This is a genomic window from Enterobacter sp. PL_is379, assembly GCF_055817355.1.
Genome location: NZ_JBVPGT010000017.1, coordinates 25,889 through 46,466 on the forward strand (window position 1 = coordinate 25,889; position 20,578 = coordinate 46,466).

General features: G+C 56.5%; 18 protein-coding genes and 4 tRNA genes. 16 read left to right on the forward strand and 6 right to left on the reverse strand.

All coding sequences use genetic code 11. The features are described 5' to 3' along the window. The 10 genes from rffA (at position 1) to AC0TOY_RS01295 (ending at position 7,694) form a co-directional block, all read left to right on the forward strand. Positions 1-1,131 carry a dTDP-4-amino-4,6-dideoxygalactose transaminase gene (gene rffA, locus AC0TOY_RS01250; RefSeq protein WP_024907967.1) on the forward strand — a complete coding sequence of 377 codons (1,131 nt, stop codon included), beginning with the start codon at positions 1-3 and terminating at the stop codon, positions 1,129-1,131. Position 1,132: 1 nt separating this feature from the next. Further along, positions 1,133-2,383 carry a lipid III flippase WzxE gene (wzxE, locus tag AC0TOY_RS01255; RefSeq protein ID WP_024907968.1) on the forward strand — a complete coding sequence of 417 codons (1,251 nt, stop codon included), beginning with the start codon at positions 1,133-1,135 and terminating at the stop codon, positions 2,381-2,383. Beyond that, a complete protein-coding gene (locus tag AC0TOY_RS01260; RefSeq protein ID WP_407821119.1) occupies positions 2,380-3,459 on the forward strand; it encodes a TDP-N-acetylfucosamine:lipid II N-acetylfucosaminyltransferase in 1,080 nt (359 codons plus the stop codon). The genes wzxE and AC0TOY_RS01260 overlap by 4 nt, the downstream gene beginning before the upstream one ends. Further along, positions 3,456-4,808, forward strand: a complete 1,353-nt coding sequence (wzyE, locus tag AC0TOY_RS01265; RefSeq protein ID WP_473721398.1) for an ECA oligosaccharide polymerase — start codon at positions 3,456-3,458, stop codon at positions 4,806-4,808. Before AC0TOY_RS01260 ends, wzyE begins: the two co-directional genes overlap by 4 nt. 12 nt (positions 4,809-4,820) lie before the next feature. Further along, complete coding sequence (wecG, locus tag AC0TOY_RS01270) at positions 4,821-5,561, forward strand: lipopolysaccharide N-acetylmannosaminouronosyltransferase (protein ID WP_407859227.1); 741 nt, start codon at positions 4,821-4,823, stop codon at positions 5,559-5,561. A 197-nt stretch (positions 5,562-5,758) separates the two neighbouring features. Beyond that, positions 5,759-7,144 (forward strand): bifunctional threonine/serine APC transporter ThrP, encoded by a 1,386-nt coding sequence (gene thrP / locus AC0TOY_RS01275; protein ID WP_473721399.1) that lies wholly within the window; start codon positions 5,759-5,761, stop codon positions 7,142-7,144. A gap of 102 nt (positions 7,145-7,246) precedes the next feature. Further along, positions 7,247-7,323, forward strand: a tRNA-Arg gene (locus tag AC0TOY_RS01280). 64 nt (positions 7,324-7,387) lie between these two features. Next, a tRNA-His gene (locus tag AC0TOY_RS01285) sits at positions 7,388-7,463 on the forward strand. Between the two features lie 22 nt (positions 7,464-7,485). Beyond that, positions 7,486-7,571, forward strand: a tRNA-Leu gene (locus AC0TOY_RS01290). 46 nt (positions 7,572-7,617) lie between these two features. After that, positions 7,618-7,694 (forward strand) — tRNA-Pro (locus AC0TOY_RS01295). Positions 7,695-8,201: 507 nt separating this feature from the next. Here AC0TOY_RS01295 and AC0TOY_RS01300 read toward each other — a convergent pair. The 5 genes from AC0TOY_RS01300 to hemC form a co-directional block, all read right to left on the reverse strand. Beyond that, positions 8,202-9,413: an MFS transporter gene (locus AC0TOY_RS01300; protein WP_473721400.1), complete on the reverse strand. Its 1,212-nt coding sequence runs from the start codon at positions 9,411-9,413 to the stop codon at positions 8,202-8,204. 172 nt (positions 9,414-9,585) lie between these two features. Beyond that, positions 9,586-10,785, reverse strand: coding sequence for a protoheme IX biogenesis protein HemY (gene hemY, locus AC0TOY_RS01305; RefSeq protein ID WP_008501551.1), 1,200 nt, complete (start codon positions 10,783-10,785; stop codon positions 9,586-9,588). 2 nt (positions 10,786-10,787) lie between these two features. Further along, on the reverse strand, positions 10,788-11,984 hold the full coding sequence (hemX, locus tag AC0TOY_RS01310; RefSeq protein WP_048989626.1) for a uroporphyrinogen-III C-methyltransferase: 1,197 nt from the start codon (positions 11,982-11,984) through the stop codon (positions 10,788-10,790). Between the two features lie 20 nt (positions 11,985-12,004). Continuing rightward, positions 12,005-12,745, reverse strand: coding sequence for a uroporphyrinogen-III synthase (gene hemD / locus AC0TOY_RS01315; protein ID WP_463727438.1), 741 nt, complete (start codon positions 12,743-12,745; stop codon positions 12,005-12,007). Next, positions 12,742-13,683, reverse strand: a complete 942-nt coding sequence (gene hemC, locus AC0TOY_RS01320; protein WP_473721401.1) for a hydroxymethylbilane synthase — start codon at positions 13,681-13,683, stop codon at positions 12,742-12,744. Before hemC ends, hemD begins: the two co-directional genes overlap by 4 nt. A 349-nt stretch (positions 13,684-14,032) precedes the next feature. Here hemC and cyaA point away from each other — a divergent pair, with 349 nt between their 5' ends. Next, complete coding sequence (gene cyaA, locus AC0TOY_RS01325; protein WP_023309629.1) at positions 14,033-16,576, forward strand: class I adenylate cyclase; 2,544 nt, start codon at positions 14,033-14,035, stop codon at positions 16,574-16,576. A 91-nt stretch (positions 16,577-16,667) separates the two neighbouring features. Here cyaA and cyaY read toward each other — a convergent pair whose 3' ends face one another. Beyond that, positions 16,668-16,988, reverse strand: a complete 321-nt coding sequence (cyaY, locus tag AC0TOY_RS01330) for an iron donor protein CyaY (RefSeq protein ID WP_048989629.1) — start codon at positions 16,986-16,988, stop codon at positions 16,668-16,670. Positions 16,989-17,123: 135 nt separating this feature from the next. Between cyaY and lptM the strand changes: the two genes are divergently transcribed. Genes lptM through yigB form a run of 5 tightly spaced genes read left to right on the forward strand, consistent with a single transcriptional unit; the run spans position 17,124 to position 20,506 of the window. Continuing rightward, entirely contained in the window at positions 17,124-17,327 is a 204-nt protein-coding gene (gene lptM, locus AC0TOY_RS01335; RefSeq protein ID WP_024907980.1) for an LPS translocon maturation chaperone LptM, read from the forward strand. Between the two features lie 35 nt (positions 17,328-17,362). After that, the gene (gene dapF / locus AC0TOY_RS01340) at positions 17,363-18,187 is read left to right on the forward strand and encodes a diaminopimelate epimerase (RefSeq protein WP_024907981.1); all 825 of its coding nucleotides are present in this window, start codon (positions 17,363-17,365) and stop codon (positions 18,185-18,187) included. Beyond that, a complete protein-coding gene (locus AC0TOY_RS01345; protein ID WP_048989630.1) occupies positions 18,184-18,891 on the forward strand; it encodes a DUF484 domain-containing protein in 708 nt (235 codons plus the stop codon). The genes dapF and AC0TOY_RS01345 overlap by 4 nt, the downstream gene beginning before the upstream one ends. Continuing rightward, on the forward strand, positions 18,888-19,790 hold the full coding sequence (gene xerC, locus AC0TOY_RS01350; protein WP_024907983.1) for a tyrosine recombinase XerC: 903 nt from the start codon (positions 18,888-18,890) through the stop codon (positions 19,788-19,790). The genes AC0TOY_RS01345 and xerC overlap by 4 nt, the downstream gene beginning before the upstream one ends. Continuing rightward, positions 19,790-20,506 carry a 5-amino-6-(5-phospho-D-ribitylamino)uracil phosphatase YigB gene (gene yigB / locus AC0TOY_RS01355; protein ID WP_473721402.1) on the forward strand — a complete coding sequence of 239 codons (717 nt, stop codon included), beginning with the start codon at positions 19,790-19,792 and terminating at the stop codon, positions 20,504-20,506. The genes xerC and yigB overlap by 1 nt, the downstream gene beginning before the upstream one ends. The last annotated feature ends 72 nt before the right edge of the window (positions 20,507-20,578 follow it).

The window sequence follows — 20,578 nt, forward strand, 5'->3', positions numbered from 1 at the left end:
ATGATTCCATTTAACGCACCACCCGTCGTCGGAACTGAACTCGACTATATGCAGTCTGCCATGGGCAGCGGCAAACTCTGCGGTGACGGTGGTTTTACCCGTCGCTGTCAGCAGTGGATGGAACAGCGTTTTCGCAGCGCCAAAGTGCTGCTGACCCCGTCCTGTACGGCATCGTTGGAAATGGCGGCGCTCCTGCTGGATATCCAGCCCGGCGATGAAGTGATCATGCCGAGCTATACCTTCGTTTCCACCGCGAATGCGTTTGTTCTGCGCGGGGCGAAAATCGTCTTTGTGGATATCCGACCGGATACCATGAACATTGATGAGACGCTGATTGAAGCGGCGATCACCGATAAAACACGCGCGATCGTGCCGGTTCACTACGCGGGCGTGGCCTGTGAAATGGACACCATCATGGCCATCGCCAAAAAACATGATCTGTTTGTGGTGGAAGATGCCGCGCAGGGCGTGATGTCTACCTACAAGGGACGCGCGCTGGGTACCATCGGCCATATCGGCTGCTTTAGCTTCCACGAAACCAAAAACTACACGGCAGGCGGAGAAGGTGGCGCGACGCTGATTAACGACCGGGCGCTCGTGGAGCGTGCGGAAGTGATCCGCGAAAAAGGCACCAACCGCAGCCAGTTCTTCCGCGGGCAGGTGGACAAATACACCTGGCGCGATATTGGTTCAAGCTATCTTATGGCGGATCTGCAGGCGGCGTACCTGTGGGCGCAGCTGGAAGCGGCGGAACGTATCAACCTGCAGCGTCTCTCCCTGTGGCAAACCTATTACGATGCCCTTGAGCCTCTGGCCAAAGCCGGGCGTATTGAGCTGCCAACCATTCCGGCTGATTGCGTCCACAACGCGCACATGTTCTACATCAAGCTGCGCGATAACGACGACCGCAGCCAGCTCATTGCCTGGCTAAAAGAGGCCGAAATTATGGCGGTATTCCACTATATCCCGCTGCACTCCAGCCCGGCGGGCGAAACGTTTGGGGTGTTCGCGGGTGAAGACCGTTACACCACCAAAGAAAGTGAGCGTTTGCTTCGTCTGCCACTGTTCTACAACCTCGCGCCAGTTAACCAGCGTACGGTGATTAATACCCTTCTGAGTTATTTCGGCTGATATGTCTCTGGCAAAAGCATCGGTGTGGACCGCCGCGTCCACGCTTGTAAAAATTGGCGCCGGGCTGCTGGTCGTCAAGCTGCTGGCCGTCTCATTTGGCCCCTCTGGTGTGGGACTAGCGGGTAATTTCCGCCAGCTAGTCACCGTCCTTGGGGTGCTGGCCGGTGCCGGTATTTTTAACGGCGTGACCAAATACGTTGCGCAGTATCACGATGATGCGGCTCAGCTTCGCAGAGTCGTGGGCACCTCTTCGGCGATGGTCACGGGTTTTTCGACCCTGATGGCGATTATCTTTCTGCTGGCGGCGGCCCCTATCAGCCAGGGCTTGTTCGGGCACACCCACTATCAGGGGCTGGTGCGTCTGGTGGCGTTGGTTCAGATGGGCATTGCCTGGGCTAACCTGCTGCTGGCGCTGATGAAAGGGTTTCGTGATGCTGCCGGGAACGCGCTTGCCTTAATCCTGGGCAGCGTCATCGGCGTGATTGCCTACTATTTCTGCTATCGCCTGGGAGGCTATGAAGGCGCGCTGCTTGGGCTGGCGCTGGTCCCGGCTCTGGTTGTTGTGCCTGCGGCGCTTATGCTGATGCGTCGGGGCGTCATCCCGCTGAGCTACCTGAAACCGCAATGGGATAAAGTGCTTGCCAGTCAGTTGGGTAAATTTACCCTGATGGCGCTCATTACCTCCGTCACGCTGCCGGTGGCCTACGTGATGATGCGAAACCTGCTGGCGGCGCATTATAGCTGGGATGAAGTGGGGATCTGGCAGGGCGTAAGCAGCATTTCCGACGCCTACCTCCAGTTTATTACGGCTTCCTTTAGCGTTTATTTGCTGCCAACATTATCGCGTCTGACGTCCAGGCAGGATATTACCCGTGAGATTTTCCGATCGCTGCGCTTCGTGTTGCCGGCGGTTGCAGCTGCCAGCTTTACCGTCTGGTTATTGCGTGATGTCGCCATCTGGCTGCTGTTCTCGGCGAAGTTCACCGCCATGCGCGATCTGTTTGCCTGGCAGCTGGTGGGCGATGTGCTGAAAGTGGGTGCTTACGTTTTCGGCTATCTGGTGATTGCAAAAGCGTCCCTGCGGCTGTATATCCTGGCGGAAATTAGCCAGTTTGCGTTACTGACAGCATTTTCACACTGGCTGATACCCGCGCACGGTGCGCTGGGGGCGGCTCAGGCCTACATGGCAACCTATATCGTTTATTTCGCCGCCTGTTGCGGCGTATTTTTATTGTGGCGTAAACGCGCATGACTGCACTGATTCACATCCTGGGATCGGATATCCCACACCATAACCAGACCGTTTTGCGGTTCTTCAACGACGAGCTGGCATCAGGTAATCCTGATGCGCGTGAGTTTATGGTTGCAGGTCAGGATAAGGGCCTGAGCGCAGCATTTCCGGCGCTCGCTATTCGCTTCTGGCCGGATAAGGCCTCGCTGGCGAAGGCGGTTGTTGCCAGAGCGAAAGCGGACCGCGAGCAACGTTTCTTTTTCCACGGGCAGTTTAATACCGGCCTGTGGCTGGCGCTTCTCAGCGGGGGGATTAAACCCTCCCAGTGCAGCTGGCATATCTGGGGAGCCGATCTCTACGAAGTCTCCCGCGGCTGGAAATTCCGTCTTTTCTATCCGCTGCGCCGCATGGCGCAGGGGCGCGTGGGCTGTGTGTTTGCCACCCGTGGCGATCTCAACTATTTTGCTAAACAGCACCCGAGCGTGCGCGGAGAACTCCTCTATTTCCCCACCCGCATGGATCCGGCGCTGAACGCCATGGCGAATGACACGGTGCGTGAAGGCAAGCTAACGATCCTGGTGGGGAATTCCGGCGATCGCAGTAACGAACACACCGCGGCGCTCAGGGCGGTGCATCAGCAGTTTGGCGACACGGTGAACGTGGTGGTGCCGATGGGCTATCCCGCCAACAACGACGCCTATATTGATGAGGTTCGGCAACAGGGACTTGCGCTGTTTAGTGCAGAAAATCTGCACATCCTTAGCGATAAGCTGGAATTTGATGAATATCTTGCGCTGCTGAGAAAATGCGATCTTGGCTATTTCATCTTTGCCCGACAGCAGGGAATCGGCACGCTGTGTCTGCTGATTCAGGCGGGGGTACCGTGCGTGCTCAACCGCGACAACCCGTTCTGGCAGGACATGGCCGAGCAGCATATTCCGGTGCTGTTTACCTCAGATGCGCTAAATGTCGAGGTGGTACGTGAAGCTCAGCGCCAGCTCACGCTGGTGGATAAAAATAGCATCGATTTTTTCAGCCCGAATTACCTCACGCCGTGGCACCGAGCGCTGCGTATCGCGTCAGGAGACAAAGCATGAGTCAGTTGCAATTCAGCGGCTTACTGGTTGTCTGGCTTCTGAGCACCCTGTTTATCGCCACGCTTACCTGGTTTGAATTTCGCCGGGTACGCTTCAACTTTAACGTTTTCTTCTCGTTACTGTTTCTGCTGACCTTCTTTTTCGGCTTCCCGCTCACCAGCATTCTGGTCTTCCGTTTTGACGTGAGCGTCGCGCCGCCGGAAATCCTGCTCCAGGCGCTTCTGGCGGCGACCTGTTTCTATGCGGTCTACTACGTTACCTATAAAACGCGTCTGCGTTCAGCGCAGGCTACAGCCCCGCGTCGGGCGCTTTTTACCATGAATCGGGTGGAGACCCACCTGACGTGGGTGATGCTGATGACCATCGCCCTGGTCAGCGTCGGTATCTTCTTCATGCATAACGGCTTCCTGCTGTTTAAGCTCCATTCCTACAGCCAGATTTTTTCGGCCGAAGTCTCGGGCGTGGCGCTTAAGCGTTTCTTCTACTTCTTCATTCCGGCGATGCTGGTGATCTTTTTCCTGCGTCAGGACAGCAAAGCGTGGCTGTTCTTCCTGGTCAGCACCGTCGCGTTTGGCATCCTGACCTACATGATTGTGGGCGGCACGCGCGCGAACATTATTATCGCCTTCGCGATCTTCCTGTTTATCGGCATCATTCGCGGCTGGATCTCGCTGTGGATGCTGGTTGCGGCAGGCGTGTTTGGCATAGTGGGGATGTTCTGGCTGGCGCTGAAGCGCTATGGGATGAACGTGGCGGGAGATGAGGCGTTTTACACGTTCCTCTACCTGACGCGCGATACGTTCTCGCCGTGGGAAAACCTGGCATTACTGCTGCAAAACTACGACAAGATTGATTTCCAGGGGCTGGCGCCGATTGTTCGCGACTTCTACGTCTTTATCCCTTCCTGGCTATGGCCGGACCGGCCTGGTGTGGTGCTCAATACCGCGAACTATTTTACCTGGGAAGTGCTGAACAACCATTCCGGTCTGGCAATCTCGCCAACGCTGATTGGTTCCCTGGTGGTGATGGGCGGGGCGTGGTTCATTCTACCCGGGGCGGTTGCCGTGGGGCTGATTATCAAGTGGTTCGACTGGCTTTACGTGCGGGGCCACGAAGAGACCAACCGCTATAAAGCCGCTATTTTGCACAGTTTCTGCTTTGGTGCCATTTTCAATATGATCGTGCTGGCGCGCGAAGGGTTGGATTCATTCGTGTCGCGCGTGGTGTTCTTCATGGTCGTTTTTGGCGTCTGCCTGTTACTGGCCAAACTGCTGTACTGGCTGTTTGACAGCGCAGGGCTTGTGCACAAGCGCGAGCGGCAGGGCAGCACAACGCTGTCGCAAGTCTGAGTAAGGATAGTAATGACTGATAAAATTTCTGCACCGCGCTATGCGCTACGTGGCCTGCAGCTTATTGGCTGGCGCGACATGCAGCACGCGCTGGACTTTCTGTTTGCCGACGGCCAGATGAAATCCGGTACGCTGGTGGCTATCAACGCGGAAAAAATGCTGGCGGTTGAGGATAACGCGGAAGTCAAAAGCCTGATTGAAGCGGCTGAATTTAAATACGCTGATGGGATCAGCGTGGTCCGCTCTATCCGTAAAAAGTATCCTGACGCTAATGTTTCCCGCGTGGCGGGGGCCGATCTCTGGGAGCAGCTTATGGCCCGCGCAGGTGCGCAGGGCACGCCCGTGTTCCTGATTGGCGGTAAGCCGGAAATACTGGCCCAGACGGGGGAGAAACTGCGTCGTCAATGGAATGTTAATATCGTCGGCAGCCAGGATGGTTACTTCAAACCGGAAGATCGGCAGGCGCTATTTGAGCGGGTTCGTGACAGCGGGGCGAAAATTGTCACCGTGGCGATGGGTTCCCCGCGCCAGGAGATCCTGATGCGTGACTGCCGTCTGGTCTGTCCGGATGCCCTCTATATGGGCGTTGGCGGTACGTACGATGTCTTTACCGGCCACATTAAGCGTGCGCCCAGGGTCTGGCAAAATCTGGGGCTGGAGTGGCTGTACCGCCTGCTATCGCAACCGACGCGCATTAAACGACAGATCCGTCTGCTTCGCTACCTCGCCTGGCATTACACCGGGAAAATGTAATCAAAATGTAGCGCGATATGCTATTCGCGCTGCAACTCGCCTGCAAAACTGCTGACAATCTGTGCAATGCATTCATTTTTTTAATGCATCGTTTGCCATTTGGCCGATTTTAAGAAACCATTCGCTCCGTATTTTAGTACCCCTAAAAAACAATACCCGGTCTTAAGCCGGGAAACAGCAAACACAATCGAGGATCTATGGCAGAGAAAAAACCGGAGCTACAGCGTGGGCTGGAAGCTCGTCATATTGAACTGATAGCGCTGGGCGGCACTATCGGCGTGGGCCTGTTTATGGGCTCCGCAAGTACGCTCAAATGGGCAGGCCCTTCCGTATTACTGGCGTATATTATCGCCGGGCTGTTTGTTTTCTTCATTATGCGTTCCATGGGCGAAATGCTCTTCCTGGAGCCGGTAACCGGCTCGTTCGCCGTTTACGCGCATCGTTATATGAGCCCGTTCTTTGGCTACCTGACGGCCTGGTCATACTGGTTTATGTGGATGGCGGTGGGCATCTCAGAGATCACCGCGATAGGGGTCTACGTCCAGTTCTGGTTCCCGGACATGGTCCAGTGGATACCCGCGCTCATTGCCGTGGGGCTGGTGGCGCTGGCAAACCTGGCCGCCGTGCGCCTTTACGGTGAAATTGAGTTCTGGTTCGCAATGATCAAAGTCACCACGATTATCGTGATGATTGTCGTCGGCCTGGGCGTGATTTTCTTCGGCTTTGGCAACGGTGGACACGCTATCGGCTTTGGCAACCTGACCGAAAACGGCGGCTTCTTCGCTGGCGGCTGGAAGGGCTTCCTGACGGCGCTGTGTATCGTTGTAGCCTCGTATCAGGGCGTGGAGCTGATCGGCATTACCGCCGGTGAAGCGAAAAACCCGCAGGTCACGCTGCGTAGCGCGGTAGGCAAAGTGCTGTGGCGCATCCTGATTTTCTATGTGGGTGCAATCTTCGTTATCGTAACCATCTTCCCGTGGAACGAAATTGGCACGACCGGCAGCCCGTTTGTTTTAACCTTCGCCAAAATTGGTATCACGGCGGCGGCGGGTATCATCAACTTTGTGGTCCTGACGGCAGCGTTGTCAGGCTGTAACAGTGGGATGTACAGCTGCGGACGTATGCTCTATGCGCTCTCGAAGAACAACCAGCTGCCTGCGGCGATGAGTAAAGTCTCACGTGCCGGGGTGCCGGTGGCGGGGGTGGCGGTCTCCATTGCGATCCTGCTGATTGGCTCTTGCCTGAATTACATCATTCCTAACCCGCAGCGCGTGTTCGTTTACGTCTACAGCGCCAGCGTACTGCCGGGCATGGTGCCGTGGTTTGTTATCCTCATCAGCCAGCTGCGCTTCCGTAATGCGCACAAAAAGGCGATTGAAAGCCATCCGTTCCGCTCAATTCTGTTCCCGTATGCGAACTATTTGACGATGGCGTTCCTGATTTGCGTATTAATCGGGATGTACTTTAATGAAGATACCCGCATGTCGCTGTTTGTCGGGGTGATCTTCCTGGCGGCTGTGACGGCCGCATATAAGCTTTTTGGCCTGGGTCGCCGTGCCACCACGCAGAAAGTGGAGGAATAAGCGGCAAAATGTGCAAACCATAACCAAACGCGCATTTTTTTCAAAAAAGCACTAGACAGCGGGGACGGAGGTACGTAATATCCAGCCCCGCAACGGCGCTAAGCGCCCGTAGCTCAGCTGGATAGAGCGCTGCCCTCCGGAGGCAGAGGTCTCAGGTTCGAATCCTGTCGGGCGCACCATTAACCCGGTGCTGGAGCTGCGGTGGTCTGAGAAGTAGTCAGTACCGCGTGAAAGAATACAGTGGTGGCTATAGCTCAGTTGGTAGAGCCCTGGATTGTGATTCCAGTTGTCGTGGGTTCGAATCCCATTAGCCACCCCATTATTTGAAAGAGTTGTGAATTGCGAAGGTGGCGGAATTGGTAGACGCGCTAGCTTCAGGTGTTAGTGTCCTTTGGATGTGGGGGTTCGAGTCCCCCCCCTCGCACCACGACTTTTTAAATGAATTGAACTAAAAATTCAAAAAAGCAGTACATCGGCGAGTAGCGCAGCTTGGTAGCGCAACTGGTTTGGGACCAGTGGGTCGGAGGTTCGAATCCTCTCTCGCCGACCAATTTTGAACCCCGCTTCGGCGGGGTTTTTTGTTTTCTGCAATTCTTCATCCCTGTCGTCATTCCCCCACAACGTCCTTTTTCATTGTCGCAATCCAGCGACATATAACTCATTGAAAGTTAGGTAAATAACTGTTTATGGGTTTTGCTGTCTCCTCCTGGCGACATCTTCCCGCCTTTTCCCGATACGTTGTAGTGCTTAAGACGTTTCTTAACAGCATAATTTCCTTTTATCTTAAAATGTTGCGTCATGTAAAAGTTCTGGGTGTCATGTTGGCACGTTACGTGCAATAATATGCGTGTAGATGCTCATTCCATCTCTTATGTTCGCCTTAGTGCCTCATAAACTCAGGAATGACGCAGAGCCATTTACGGTGCTTATCGTCCACTGACAGATGTCGCTTCGGCCTCATCAGACACCATGGACATAACGTTGAGTGAAGCACCAAATATGTTGTCTTACAGACCTGTTTTAACGCCTGCTTTTATAGCAGGCGTTTTTTTATGCCTTATTCCCGATACCTGCGCATGATCAGGGCGACCAACAGCAGGGCAACTGACGAGACCGTATAAAGCGCCAGCACTGAGCCAAGCCCAACAGCCACCATCGCTGCAATACCGGTGAAAAGAGAGGCGCTGAGCGTTTGCCAGCGCCAGGCTTTCCCACTGGCTGAAGCGGTTTGCGTGAGATGAAAACTACTGAGTACGCCAAACGTGCCCGCTGCGAAGAGAATATTCGAGGCCAGATGCGCGATAAAGATCATGCTCAGCGCACATGCCGTCCACCCGGACAAAAACGGCAGCACACCATAACCGGTCAGAAAGATACCGAGACAAACGATGATGCGCGGCGTGTGAGCGGCAAAGCGCGTCAGGCTCTCTTTTTTTATCAGCATGGGGCCGCAAAGTTGTCCCATGCTCCTTGCGAAAAGCAGCGGCAGAGCAAGCCCCGCCGCATCCTGAGGATGGATTTGCTGTGCCAGCGCCGGAAGCAGCGCCATGGCCGGTGAGCCGACGGCCGCCAGCGACGGCAGGATGAGCAGGCTGCGTTTCTGCCGAACGGTCAACGTCCGCCAGCGTAATGCCGCAGGGGCTTCCTCTTCCTCGGGGGGCGTGAGTGATGGCGCAGAAAACCGGCGTCCAGCTAGGCATAGCATGAGCAGTGACCCGATAAAGCTGGCGGCATCAATGGCCAGCAGGGTAAACACGGAAGTCTTCTGGAACAGCACCACGCCCAGGCCGGTCCCTAACAATACCTGCGAGGCAAAAATCACATTTTCCAGACAGGTCGCAGCAGGCAGCTCTGCTTCACTGAGGCCGCGCTTGAAGAGCAACGTCAGCGCGGGCCAGCTCATCCCGCTGAGCAGCGCCTCGGTGGATTGTACGGCGAGTAATGCGGCAACGCTGTGATAACCCACACCAAGCAGGGGAAAGAGCAGAGCGAGCAGGCCCAGCCCTTCGGTCAGTATCAGCAGGGATATTGGAGAACAGCGTGAGCACAGCTTTTCGCCGATCGTACTGCCGATAAATCCCGGTACCGTAGCGAAAAGAAAAGCAAGGGTTAGCAGAGCAGGCGAGGCCGACCACGCTAACAGCAAGCCGAAGACCACAACCTGGGTTAAGCCATTCCCCAACGAAGAAAAGATAAAAGCACAGGCAAGCAGGCGCAGCCAGAGGTGGCCGCGCAGCGCTTCAATAAGCGTATATAAAAGCGAGTTCATGACGATTTCCTTTCAAAAACGATTTAATCCACGCTGCAGAATGTGCGCGTGTGTGAAAAAAAGTTAATGAAAAGACATCGTTACATTGGCGGGATCGTTTGTGGATGCGGGTGTAAAGAATGTAGCAGGAGAAAGGCGATAAAAAAAGGAGGCCATCTGGCCTCCTGATTAATTACTGCTGCGTACCGTTATTTTGCAGCGTCAACAGCAACCCATCACGGCGCATGGCGGCCGCTTCTTCCGGCTTATGCTGCTTGTCCAGCGTATCGGCAAGCCATGCGTAGTCAAACGCGTCCGGACGCTGCTTGAGCGCTGCACGGAAGGCGAGGCTTGCCTCCTGCCATTCGCCGTGCTTCATCAACGACTGGCCGAGCGTGCTCCACAGCAGTGGACGATCGCCAACAGTTTTAATCTGCTGACGCAGCACTTTTTCGATTTGCTCAGGATTGTTGGTTTTCAGGCGCGGGATCACCATCACCAGACGATCGTCGTACTGGCGCTTCAGACCGTCGAGGAGGATCTCCTGAGCCGTGTCATGGTCGTCACATTCAATAAGATGTTCTGCCATGGCAACCTGCAGAGGAACCTGCTGGCGCGTTTTCCGGCTCTGATTCTTCCACCACGTTTTCAGACCGTCGCTGCCCAGGTCAGCGCGCGCCTGATCCATCAGGCCTATCCACGCCAGACGCTGAAGCTCATCACGATGTTCATCGTCGCCCACCTCGGCCTTCGCCATCGATGGAATGATGTCCAGCAGTGAGCCCCAGGCGCCGGTACGGATGTAGGCCTGCTCGGCAAGGCGCAGCACTTCCGGATGACGTGGTGCGACTTCCAGCAGGCGGTCGATGCCGTGGCGAGCCGCGTGATTCTCATTACGTGCCAGCTGCAGACGAACGCGCGTGATTTCCACCGGAATCGGGTCGCCGTGAGCCAGCTCAGCCGCCCGTTCCAGGTGCTGATTGGCGCGTGCTTCATCACCGCGCTGCTGCGCTGCTTCGGCCGCCAGCAGATAGTTCACCACCGGCTGTTCGGCGTGGTCGGCGTTTTTCGACATCAGCTTTTCAACCTGCTGATAATCACCCTCTGCGAGCTTAAGCAGCGCCTGCTCGGTCTGTTTACGGGCGCGGCGGCGCTTACGGCCAACGAACCAGCCGCGCGTATGGGCACCGGTACGGAAAATACGGCGCAGGATCCACTCGATCGCAAACAGCACCACCACGCCGAGGATAAGAATGATCGTCAAACCCGTTACGCTGGTTTCAATGTTGTAGTTATCGGTCTGGATCAGGACGTAACCCTGATGACCCGCAAGCATGGGGCCCAGCACGATCCCGGCGATCAGCAGGATGAAGAGTAAGAGGACTTTTAGCATCATTACTCTCCTTGTGGTGCGCTTTCAGGCGCAGGAGCCGGAGCAGGTGCTGCTCCGCTCGTCTGCTCTGCCGGTACGCCCGGCTGTGCCAGCAGATTACGCACGCGCGTTTGCATCAGCTTCTCCAGAATCGGCTGGCTGGCCAGCTTATCCGGCACGTTCATGGTGATGTTCTGCTGGCTCAGCTTATCGATGTCTTCGAGGAAGGCGGTGGTCGTCGCATCATCGGTGTTGTAGTAGGCGCGAACCCACGTTGAGACGTTATCCAGCGCCTGCTTGTAGGTCTCTTCCTGATGACGCGGCACGGCCTGCGCCGCCACCAGCAGACGGGAACGAATGTTCTCGCGCAGATAGATGTCCTGGTTCGGTGCCAGCAGCGGCACGGCGGTTTCGTCGCGACGGCGGATAGTGATGAAGCTGTCCATAAAGTTCTGCCAGCTTTTCTGCAGGTTTATGCGCCATTCGCTCAGGGAGCTGGAAAGTTCGGTACCGTCGGAATCCATCGGGGAGTCGTCGTCGTTGTTATCCGCCAGCTGCAGGTTATCAATCTGATTTGAAAGCTGATTCACTTTAAGGATAATGCCGTCGTAGTCCACCTGTGTGACGGCGGAGAGGCTGGCGATGTCTTCGGTGATCGCGCGACGGGCGGTGATAAGGCTTGGATCGTTCATGTCTGCCAGGCTCGCATCGGCGCTTTTCAGCAGCGCCGCGGCAGTGGTGACGTCCTGATCGCTCCAGAGCTTACGTCCGGCGAGCTTCACCAGGAAGTCGGCCTGCGAGAGCAGCCAGGTTTTGGCATCGGTTCCGGAAATGGTGGCGACTTTTTGCTGTACTTCACCCAGCTGTTTGGTCAGCTCTTCCTGTTTGCTGTTCGCTTCGGCAAGCGCAGCGGCCTGCTGCTTAATCACGGCTTCCAGCTCGGTTTTCTGCGTCTCCTGCTCTTTTTGCAGGGCAGTGAGCTGATTCACCAGCGCATCGCTGGTGGACGTCTGGTTAGCGCCCTGTTGTTTCACCAGACCGTACAGGCCAACCCCTGCTGCCAGCGCGATGGCAATGGCAATCGCGCTCAGCGTGAGGCTCGTTTTGTTGCTGCCGTTTTTCTTCTCAGCGGTTTTCTCTGTCGTCTCTGGCTGTGGCGTCGTCTCCACAGTCTCCCTGGTCTCTTCAACCACGGCGGAGGATTTGTCGTGTTCCGTCATTATGGCTTCCCATTTGAGAGTTATTGTAATGCGCGCAGCAGCGCATCGTTGTCGGCGTTATCAGCGATCCGAATATCCTGCCAGCCCAGTTCCCGGGCCTGGTTCGCCAGACGCTCACTGACGACCAGAAGCCGACAGCGGAGTAACCAGTTTTCGCGATACCAAAGCGGTATCAGCGACCAAAGCTGTTGTAACATTTCACCGCTGGTGACCACCAGCGTATTAATGCCGCGCGCGTGCCAGCGCATCGCCTCTTCCGCGCCATCGTAGTGTTTTGCACAGCGCTGATAGCACTCAATGAACGTCACGTCTGCACCACGTTCACGCAGCGTTTCGCCCAACAGTTCGCGGCCACCATTACCGCGCAAAATGAGCGCATGCTTTCCGGCTACAGTTTGTAATTCAGGTAATTGTAGCAAGACTTCACTGATTTCCCGATCTAACGGGTAACGAACGTCCGCGCTGCTTACGGTATGCAGCGCCAGGGCCGTTGTACGGCCAATCGCGAAATAGCGGGGGGCGGTTGGCCAGGTCAAACCCTGCTGTTGGAGCTGCGCGTGGGCAAATTCCACGGCATGTTGCGACAGCGCAAACAGCAGGTCGCCGTCCTGAAGGGTATCCATCTGGTCGGCGAGCGCAGAGAGCTCGCGACCGGGGGAGAATTCTATGAGCGGAAAACTCCAGGCCACCTGCCCCAGTGCGCGCAGACGGCTCACTAACTGCTCTCCTGCGGGAGAAGGGCGGGTGACGAGAATACTCATGCAGGGGGTTCTCCATTGTAAACGTCAGCCAGAATCTCGCGGGCGCCGTTATCCAGTAACTCTTCGGCCAGCGACACGCCAAGCCGCTCGGCATCTTGCGCTTTACCGCGACGTTCGCCGCGCACCATCTGCGAACCGTCAGGGGCGCCCACCAGCGCGCGCAGCCACAGTTCGCCATTCGTCAATTCAGCATAGCTGCCAATTGGAACCTGGCATCCCCCTTCGAGGCGGGTATTCATCGCACGCTCGGCTTTTACGCGGGTAGCGGTATCGTCATGGTTCAGCGGTGCGAGCAGTTCGCGGGTACGCGCATCGTCCAGACGGCACTCGATGCCGACGGCACCCTGGCCCACGGCCGGCAGCGACAGCTCTGGCGGCAACGCCACGCGAATGCGCGACTCCAGCCCCAGACGCTTCAGGCCGGCAACGGCGAGGATAATAGCATCGTAATCGCCGTTATCCAGCTTGCCCAGACGCGTGCCGACGTTACCGCGCAGCGAGCGAATGATCAGATCGGGACGACGCTCCGCCAGCTGACACTGACGGCGTAAACTGGACGTGCCAACCACGCTACCTTCTGGCAGCGCGTCGAGGGAGTCATAGTGGTTAGAGACAAACGCATCGCGCGGATCTTCGCGCTCGCAGATAGTCACCAGCCCCAGCCCTTCCGGGAACTCGACGGGTACGTCTTTCATCGAATGTACGGCGATATCGGCGCGGTTCTCAAGCAATGCCAGTTCCAGTTCTTTGACAAACAGGCCTTTGCCGCCCACTTTCGCCAGGGGCGTATCGAGGATCACGTCACCGCGCGTGACCATCGGTACCAGCTCGACGCGCAATCCACTGTGGCAGGCCTCAAGGCGCTGCTTCACATAATGTGCCTGCCAGAGCGCGAGAGGGCTTTGGCGTGTGGCAATTCTCAAAACATTGTCTAACATGCTTGTTACCGTCATTATCAATCGCTAACCATCCTAACATTGTTGACTCTGGGATGGCAGTTTTACGGTTGATGAAGCGCGAGAGGGACAAGGCGGCGTATTCGCCAGCCATAGCCGTATTCAGGAATTTACACGTACAGAACGGTGCTACACTTGTATGTAGTGCATCTTTCTTTACGGTCAACCGGCAAGGTGTTAAATTGATCACGTTTTAGACCATTTTTTCGTCGGTACCACCAAAAATGATAAGGGCGAAAAAGGGTAACGGTTATCTTTTTGAAATACTGCGGGTCCGCTGTTACTCGTGTTTTGAATAGCTGCGACACCCGGAAACATCAGGCGATACGTCTTGTACCTCTATATTGAGACTCTGAAACAGAGACTGGATGCCATAAATCAACTGCGTGTGGATCGCGCGCTTGCTGCTATGGGCCCTGCTTTCCAGCAGGTATACAGTCTGCTGCCGACATTATTGCACTATCACCACCCGCTGATGCCTGGCTACCTTGATGGTAACGTTCCCCAGGGCATTTGCCTTTTCACGCCTGATGAAACCCAACAGCATTATTTGAACGAGCTGGAACTCTACCGCGGCATGCCGCCACAGGAGTCCCCGAAAGGTGAACTGCCGATTACCGGCGTTTACTCAATGGGGAGCACCTCATCGGTAGGGCAAAGCTGTTCTTCGGACCTGGACATCTGGGTCTGCCATCAGTCCTGGCTCGATAACGACGAGCGTCAGCTGCTGCAGCGTAAATGCAGCCTGCTGGAGAGCTGGGCGGCATCGCTCGGTGTGGAAGTGAGCTTCTTCCTGATTGATGAAAACCGTTTCCGCCATAACGAAAGCGGCAGTCTGGGTGGTGAGGACTGCGGCTCGACTCAGCACATCTTATTGCTGGATGAATTTTACCGTACTGCTGTGCGCCTGGCCGGGAAGCGTATTCTGTGGAATATGGTCCCGTGCGAAGAAGAAGAGCATTACGATGATTACGTCATGTCGCTTTACGCGCAGGGCGTACTGACGCCAAACGAATGGCTGGATCTCGGCGGCCTGAGTTCCCTGTCAGCAGAAGAGTATTTCGGCGCAAGCCTCTGGCAGCTCTATAAGAGTATCGACTCACCGTACAAAGCGGTGCTGAAAACGCTGCTGCTGGAAGCCTATTCCTGGGAATACCCTACGCCGCGCCTGCTGGCGAAAGATATCAAGCAGCGTCTGCACGACGGGGAGATCGTCTCCTTCGGTCTGGACGCCTACTGCATGATGCTTGAGCGCGTGACCGAATACCTGAAAGCCATTGATGACACCACGCGTCTTGACCTGGTGCGTCGATGTTTCTATCTCAAAGTCTGTGAGAAACTGAGCCGCGAGCGCGCCTGCGTGGGCTGGCGTCGTGAAGTGGTCAGTCAGTTAGTGAAAGAGTGGGGATGGGACGAAGCGCGTCTGTCCATGCTCGACAACCGGGCCAACTGGAAAATCGATCAGGTGCGCGAAGCGCACAACGAACTGCTCGATGCGATGATGCAAAGCTACCGTAATCTGATCCGCTTTGCGCGCCGTAACAACCTCAGCGTTTCCGCCAGCCCGCAGGACATCGGGGTATTGACCCGTAAGCTGTACGCCGCGTTTGAAGCGCTGCCGGGCAAAGTCACCCTGGTTAACCCGCAGATTTCGCCTGACCTGTCAGAACCGAACCTGACCTTTATCTACGTGCCGCCGGGCCGCGCGAACCGCACCGGGTGGTATCTGTACAACCGTGCGCCAAGCATGGATTCAATCATCAGCCATCAGCCGCTGGAATATAACCGCTATCTGAACAAGCTGGTGGCCTGGGCCTGGTTTAACGGCCTGTTGACCTCGCGTACGCGCCTGTTTATCAAAGGCAACGAGGTGGTCGATCTCGCTAAGCTACAGGAGATGGTCGCGGATGTGTCGCACCACTTCCCGCTGCGTCTGCCTGCCCCAACGCCGAAAGCGCTCTACAGCCCGTGCGAGATTCGCCATCTGGCGATCATCGTCAACCTGGAATATGACCCGACGGCGGCCTTCCGCAATCAGGTGGTCCATTTTGACTTCCGCAAGCTGGACGTCTTTAGCTTTGGCGAGCAGCAAAACTGCCTGGTCGGCAGCGTGGACCTGCTCTATCGCAACTCGTGGAACGAAGTGCGTACCCTGCACTTCAACGGCGAGCAGGCGATGATCGAGGCGCTGAAAACCATTCTCGGCAAGATGCACCAGGATGCCGCGCCGCCGGACAGCGTGGAAGTGTTCTGCTACAGCCAGCACCTGCGTGGGTTGATTCGTACCCGCGTGCAGCAGCTGGTTTCTGAGTGTATCGAACTGCGTCTCTCCAGTACCCGTCAGGAAACCGGGCGCTTTAAAGCGCTGCGCGTCTCCGGTCAGACCTGGGGCCTGTTCTTCGAGCGCCTGAACGTGTCGGTACAGAAGCTGGAAAACGCCATCGAATTCTACGGCGCGATTTCGCATAACAAGCTGCACGGTCTGTCGGTGCAGGTGGAAACCAACCACGTTAAGCTGCCGCAGGTGGTGGACGGCTTTGCCAGCGAAGGGATTATTCAGTTCTTCTTTGAAGAGTCGGGCGACGATGCCGGGTTCAACATCTACATTCTGGATGAGACCAACCGCGCCGAGGTGTATCACCATTGTGAAGGCAGTAAAGAGGAGCTAGTGCGCGACGTCAGCCGCTTCTACTCCTCTTCGCATGACCGCTTTACCTACGGCTCAAGCTTTATCAACTTTAACCTGCCGCAGTTCTACCAGATTGTGAACGTCGACGGTCGTACGCAGGTGATCCCGTTCCGTACCCAGGCCGTAACGCCTGCCGCGCCTGCCAATCAGGACACCGCGCCGCTGTTGCAGCAGTATTTTTCCTGAGTCTTTTCGCCGGGTGGCGCTAACGCTTACCCGGCCTACGGTTCGAGCCGTTGTAGGCCCGGTAAGGCGTAGCCGCCACCGGGCGACAAAACTACCTGAAACTCACTGCCTCACCCGCCTGCGCGGTCGCCGCCTGTTCCAGCAGATCCCAGAACGTTACGCCGCTACGGTCGCAAACCCATTCCCCGTCTTTCAGATCGAAATGATAGCCGCCCTGTTTCGCGGCCAGCCAGACCTGGTGAAGCGGCTCCTGGCGGTTAATAATAATTTTGCTGCCATTTTCGAAGCTCAGGGTCAGAATACCGCCGTTAATTTCACAATCGATATCGCTGTCGCCGTCCCAGTCGTCAATACGCTCTTCGATGGTCATCCACAGGTTGTCGGCAAGGCGATGGAATTCACTGTCGTTCATGGTTTTGTTCCTGTTTTTCGTGATGCCGGCAGTATAACCCTAAATAATTCCCGTTGCAGGAAAGCGGCAAACTCTTGCTTTTGTGTCTTCTCCTGCGATGATAGAAACAGATTTGAACTTACGGGCAACTTTATAATGAAAAACGCTTTCCGAACGCTTGCCGTTCTCATCACGCTGTTTAGCCTGACTGGCTGCGGACTGAAGGGACCACTGTACTTCCCACCTGCGGATAAAACCGCACCGCCGCCGACGAAACCGGTTAACAGCGGCATTGAGTCTACCACGCCAAATACTAATGACCGTGGCGACAACGGTGGCCCGACTCAGGTTAATCTCTGACGACAACGTTCTGTACCCGCGCAATGGAGCAAATGATGCAGTTCTCTAAAATGCATGGCCTTGGCAACGATTTTATGGTCGTCGACGCGGTAACGCAGAATGTGTTTTTCTCCCCGGAACTGATCCGTCGCCTGGCGGATCGGCATCTGGGCGTGGGGTTCGATCAGCTGCTGGTGGTTGAGCCGCCGTACGATCCCGACCTCGATTTCCACTACCGTATTTTTAACGCTGACGGCAGCGAAGTTAACCAGTGCGGCAACGGCGCGCGCTGTTTTGCCCGCTTTGTTCGTCTGAAAGGGCTGACCAACAAGCGTGATATTCGCGTCAGCACGGCCAATGGTCGCATGGTGCTCAGCGTCACTGATGATGAACTGGTGCGCGTGAACATGGGCGAGCCTAACTTCGAGCCCTCCGTCGTGCCGTTTCGCGCAAACAAAGCGGAAAAGACCTATATTATGCGTGCGGCCGAGCAGACAGTATTGTGCGGCGTCGTCTCTATGGGTAACCCACACTGCGTGATTCAGGTTGATGATGTGCAAACCGCCGCGGTCGAAACGCTCGGCCCGGTGCTGGAAAGCCACGAACGTTTCCCGGAGCGCGCGAACATCGGTTTTATGCAGGTGGTGAAGCGCGAGCACATTCGCCTGCGGGTTTACGAGCGCGGCGCGGGTGAGACTCAGGCCTGCGGAAGCGGTGCCTGTGCGGCGGTGGCCGTGGGCATCTCTCAGGGGTTACTGGCAGAAGAGGTTCGCGTGGAATTACCGGGCGGTCGGCTTGATATCGCCTGGAAAGGACCGGGTCATCCACTGTATATGACTGGCCCGGCGGCACATGTCTATGACGGGTTTATCCATCTATGAAACAACCAGGGGAAGAACTGCAGGAAACAGTGACGGAACTGGACGACAGAGCTGTTGTTGATTATCTGCTGCGCAATCCTGAGTTTTTTATTCGCAATGCACGCGTTGTCGAAGAGATGCGCGTGCCGCATCCGGTTCGCGGGACCGTGTCGCTGGTGGAATGGCACATGGCGCGCGCGCGCAACCATATCAACCAGCTTGAAGAGAACATGACGCTGCTGATGGAGCAGGCCAGCACCAACGAAAGCCTGTTCTATCGTCTGCTGCATCTGCAGGCGCGTCTGGCGTCGGCCCACAGCCTTGACGAGTTCCTCAGCCGCTTCCACCGCTGGGCCCGCGAGCTGGGGCTGGCAGGCGCAACGATTCGCCTGTTCCCTGACCGCTGGCGCATTGGCGCGCCGTCGGGGTTTACCCATCTGGCACTGAGTCGTCAGGCGTTTGAACCGCTGCGCATTCAGCGTCTGGGCCATGAGCACCACTATCTGGGGCCGCTGAACGGACCTGAGCTGCTGGTGGTATTACCGGAGGCCAAAGCGATTGGCTCGGTGGCGATGTCGCTGATGGGGCGCGATGGCGATCTGGGCGTCATGTTATTTACCAGCCGCGACGCGCATCACTATGAGCAGGGGCAAGCCACGCACCTGCTTCAGGAGATTGCCCTGATGCTGCCCGAGCTGCTGGAGCGCTGGATTGAGCGCGTATGACGGACGGACTGCTCGCCACTGACGTTTCGCGCTTTCTGCGCTATCTGGGCGTGGAACGCCAGCTAAGCCCCATTACGCTGCTTAACTACCAGCGTCAGCTTGATGCCATCATGCAGATCGCCGATGAAATCGGCCTGAAAAGCTGGCAACAATGTGACGCTGCGACGGTACGCGGGTTCGTCGTGCGTAGCCGTAAAAAAAATCTCAGCCCGGCGAGCCTGGCGCTCAGGCTTTCAGCGCTGCGCAGTTTCTTCGACTGGCTGGTCAGTCAGGGTGGCTTAAAAGCCAACCCGGCAAAGGGGATCGCCACGCCGAAAGCCCCGCGCCATCTGCCCAAAAATATCGACGTCGACGACGTAAACCGCCTGCTGGATATCGACCTTAACGATCCGCTCGCCGTACGCGACCGCGCAATGCTGGAGGTGATGTACGGCGCAGGCCTGCGTCTGTCTGAACTCGTCAACCTTGACCTCAAGCATCTCGATCTGGAATCTGGCGAAGTGTGGGTAATGGGTAAGGGCAGCAAAGAGCGCCGCCTGCCGATTGGCCGCAATGCGGTCTCCTGGATTGAGCACTGGCTTGACCTGCGCGGGCTGTTTGGCTCCGACGAAGATGCGCTGTTCCTGTCGAAACTCGGCAAGCGGATCTCGGCGCGTAACGTGCAAAAGCGCTTTGCGGAGTGGGGCATTAAGCAGGGGCTGAACAGCCACGTGCATCCGCACAAGCTGCGCCACTCCTTTGCAACACATATGCTTGAGTCGAGCGGCGATCTGCGCGGCGTGCAGGAGCTCCTCGGGCACGCAAATCTGTCTACCACTCAAATCTATACCCACTTAGACTTCCAACACCTTGCCTCGGTGTATGACGCGGCGCATCCACGCGCCAAACGGGGGAAATAATGCGTTTTTACCGCCCACTCGGTCAGATCTCAGCTCTGACGTTTGACCTTGATGACACCCTTTATGACAACCGCGAGGTGATCCTGCGTACCGAGCAGGAGTCGCTGGCGTTCGTGCAGAACTACCATCCCGCGCTGAAGGCGATACAGAACAAGGATTTCCAGAAGCTGCGCCAGTCCCTGCGGGAGACCGAGCCGGACATTTACCACGACGTGACCGAATGGCGTCGTCGTGCGGTAGAGCAGGCGATGCTTAACGTGGGTCTGAGCGCACAGGATGCCGCTATTGGGGCGGAAGCAGCCATGGAAAACTTCGCCAAATGGCGCAGCCGTATCGACGTGCCGCAGGAAACCCACGACACGCTGGCGAAGCTTGCCGAAAAGTGGCCGCTGGTGGCCATCACCAACGGCAATGCCCAGCCGGAGCTGTTTGGCCTGAGTGATTATTTTGAGTTCGTGCTGCGTGCGGGTCCTCACGGGCGCGCGAAGCCGTTCAGTGACATGTACCATCTGGCGGCAGATAAGCTTAACCTGCCGCTGGGTGAGATCCTGCACGTGGGGGATGACCTGACCACGGACGTGGCCGGGGCTATTCGCTGTGGCATGCAGGCCTGCTGGATCAAGCCGGAAAACGCTGACCTGATGATCACCTCCGATAGCCGTCTTCTGCCGCACGTGGAAATTTCGCGGTTGGCATCCCTCACGACGCTGATATAATCATCAATTGTTCTGTATAAATTAACAGGGTTTTGGCGAATGCTATTCGCCTGCCCGACATGACGTGACGGT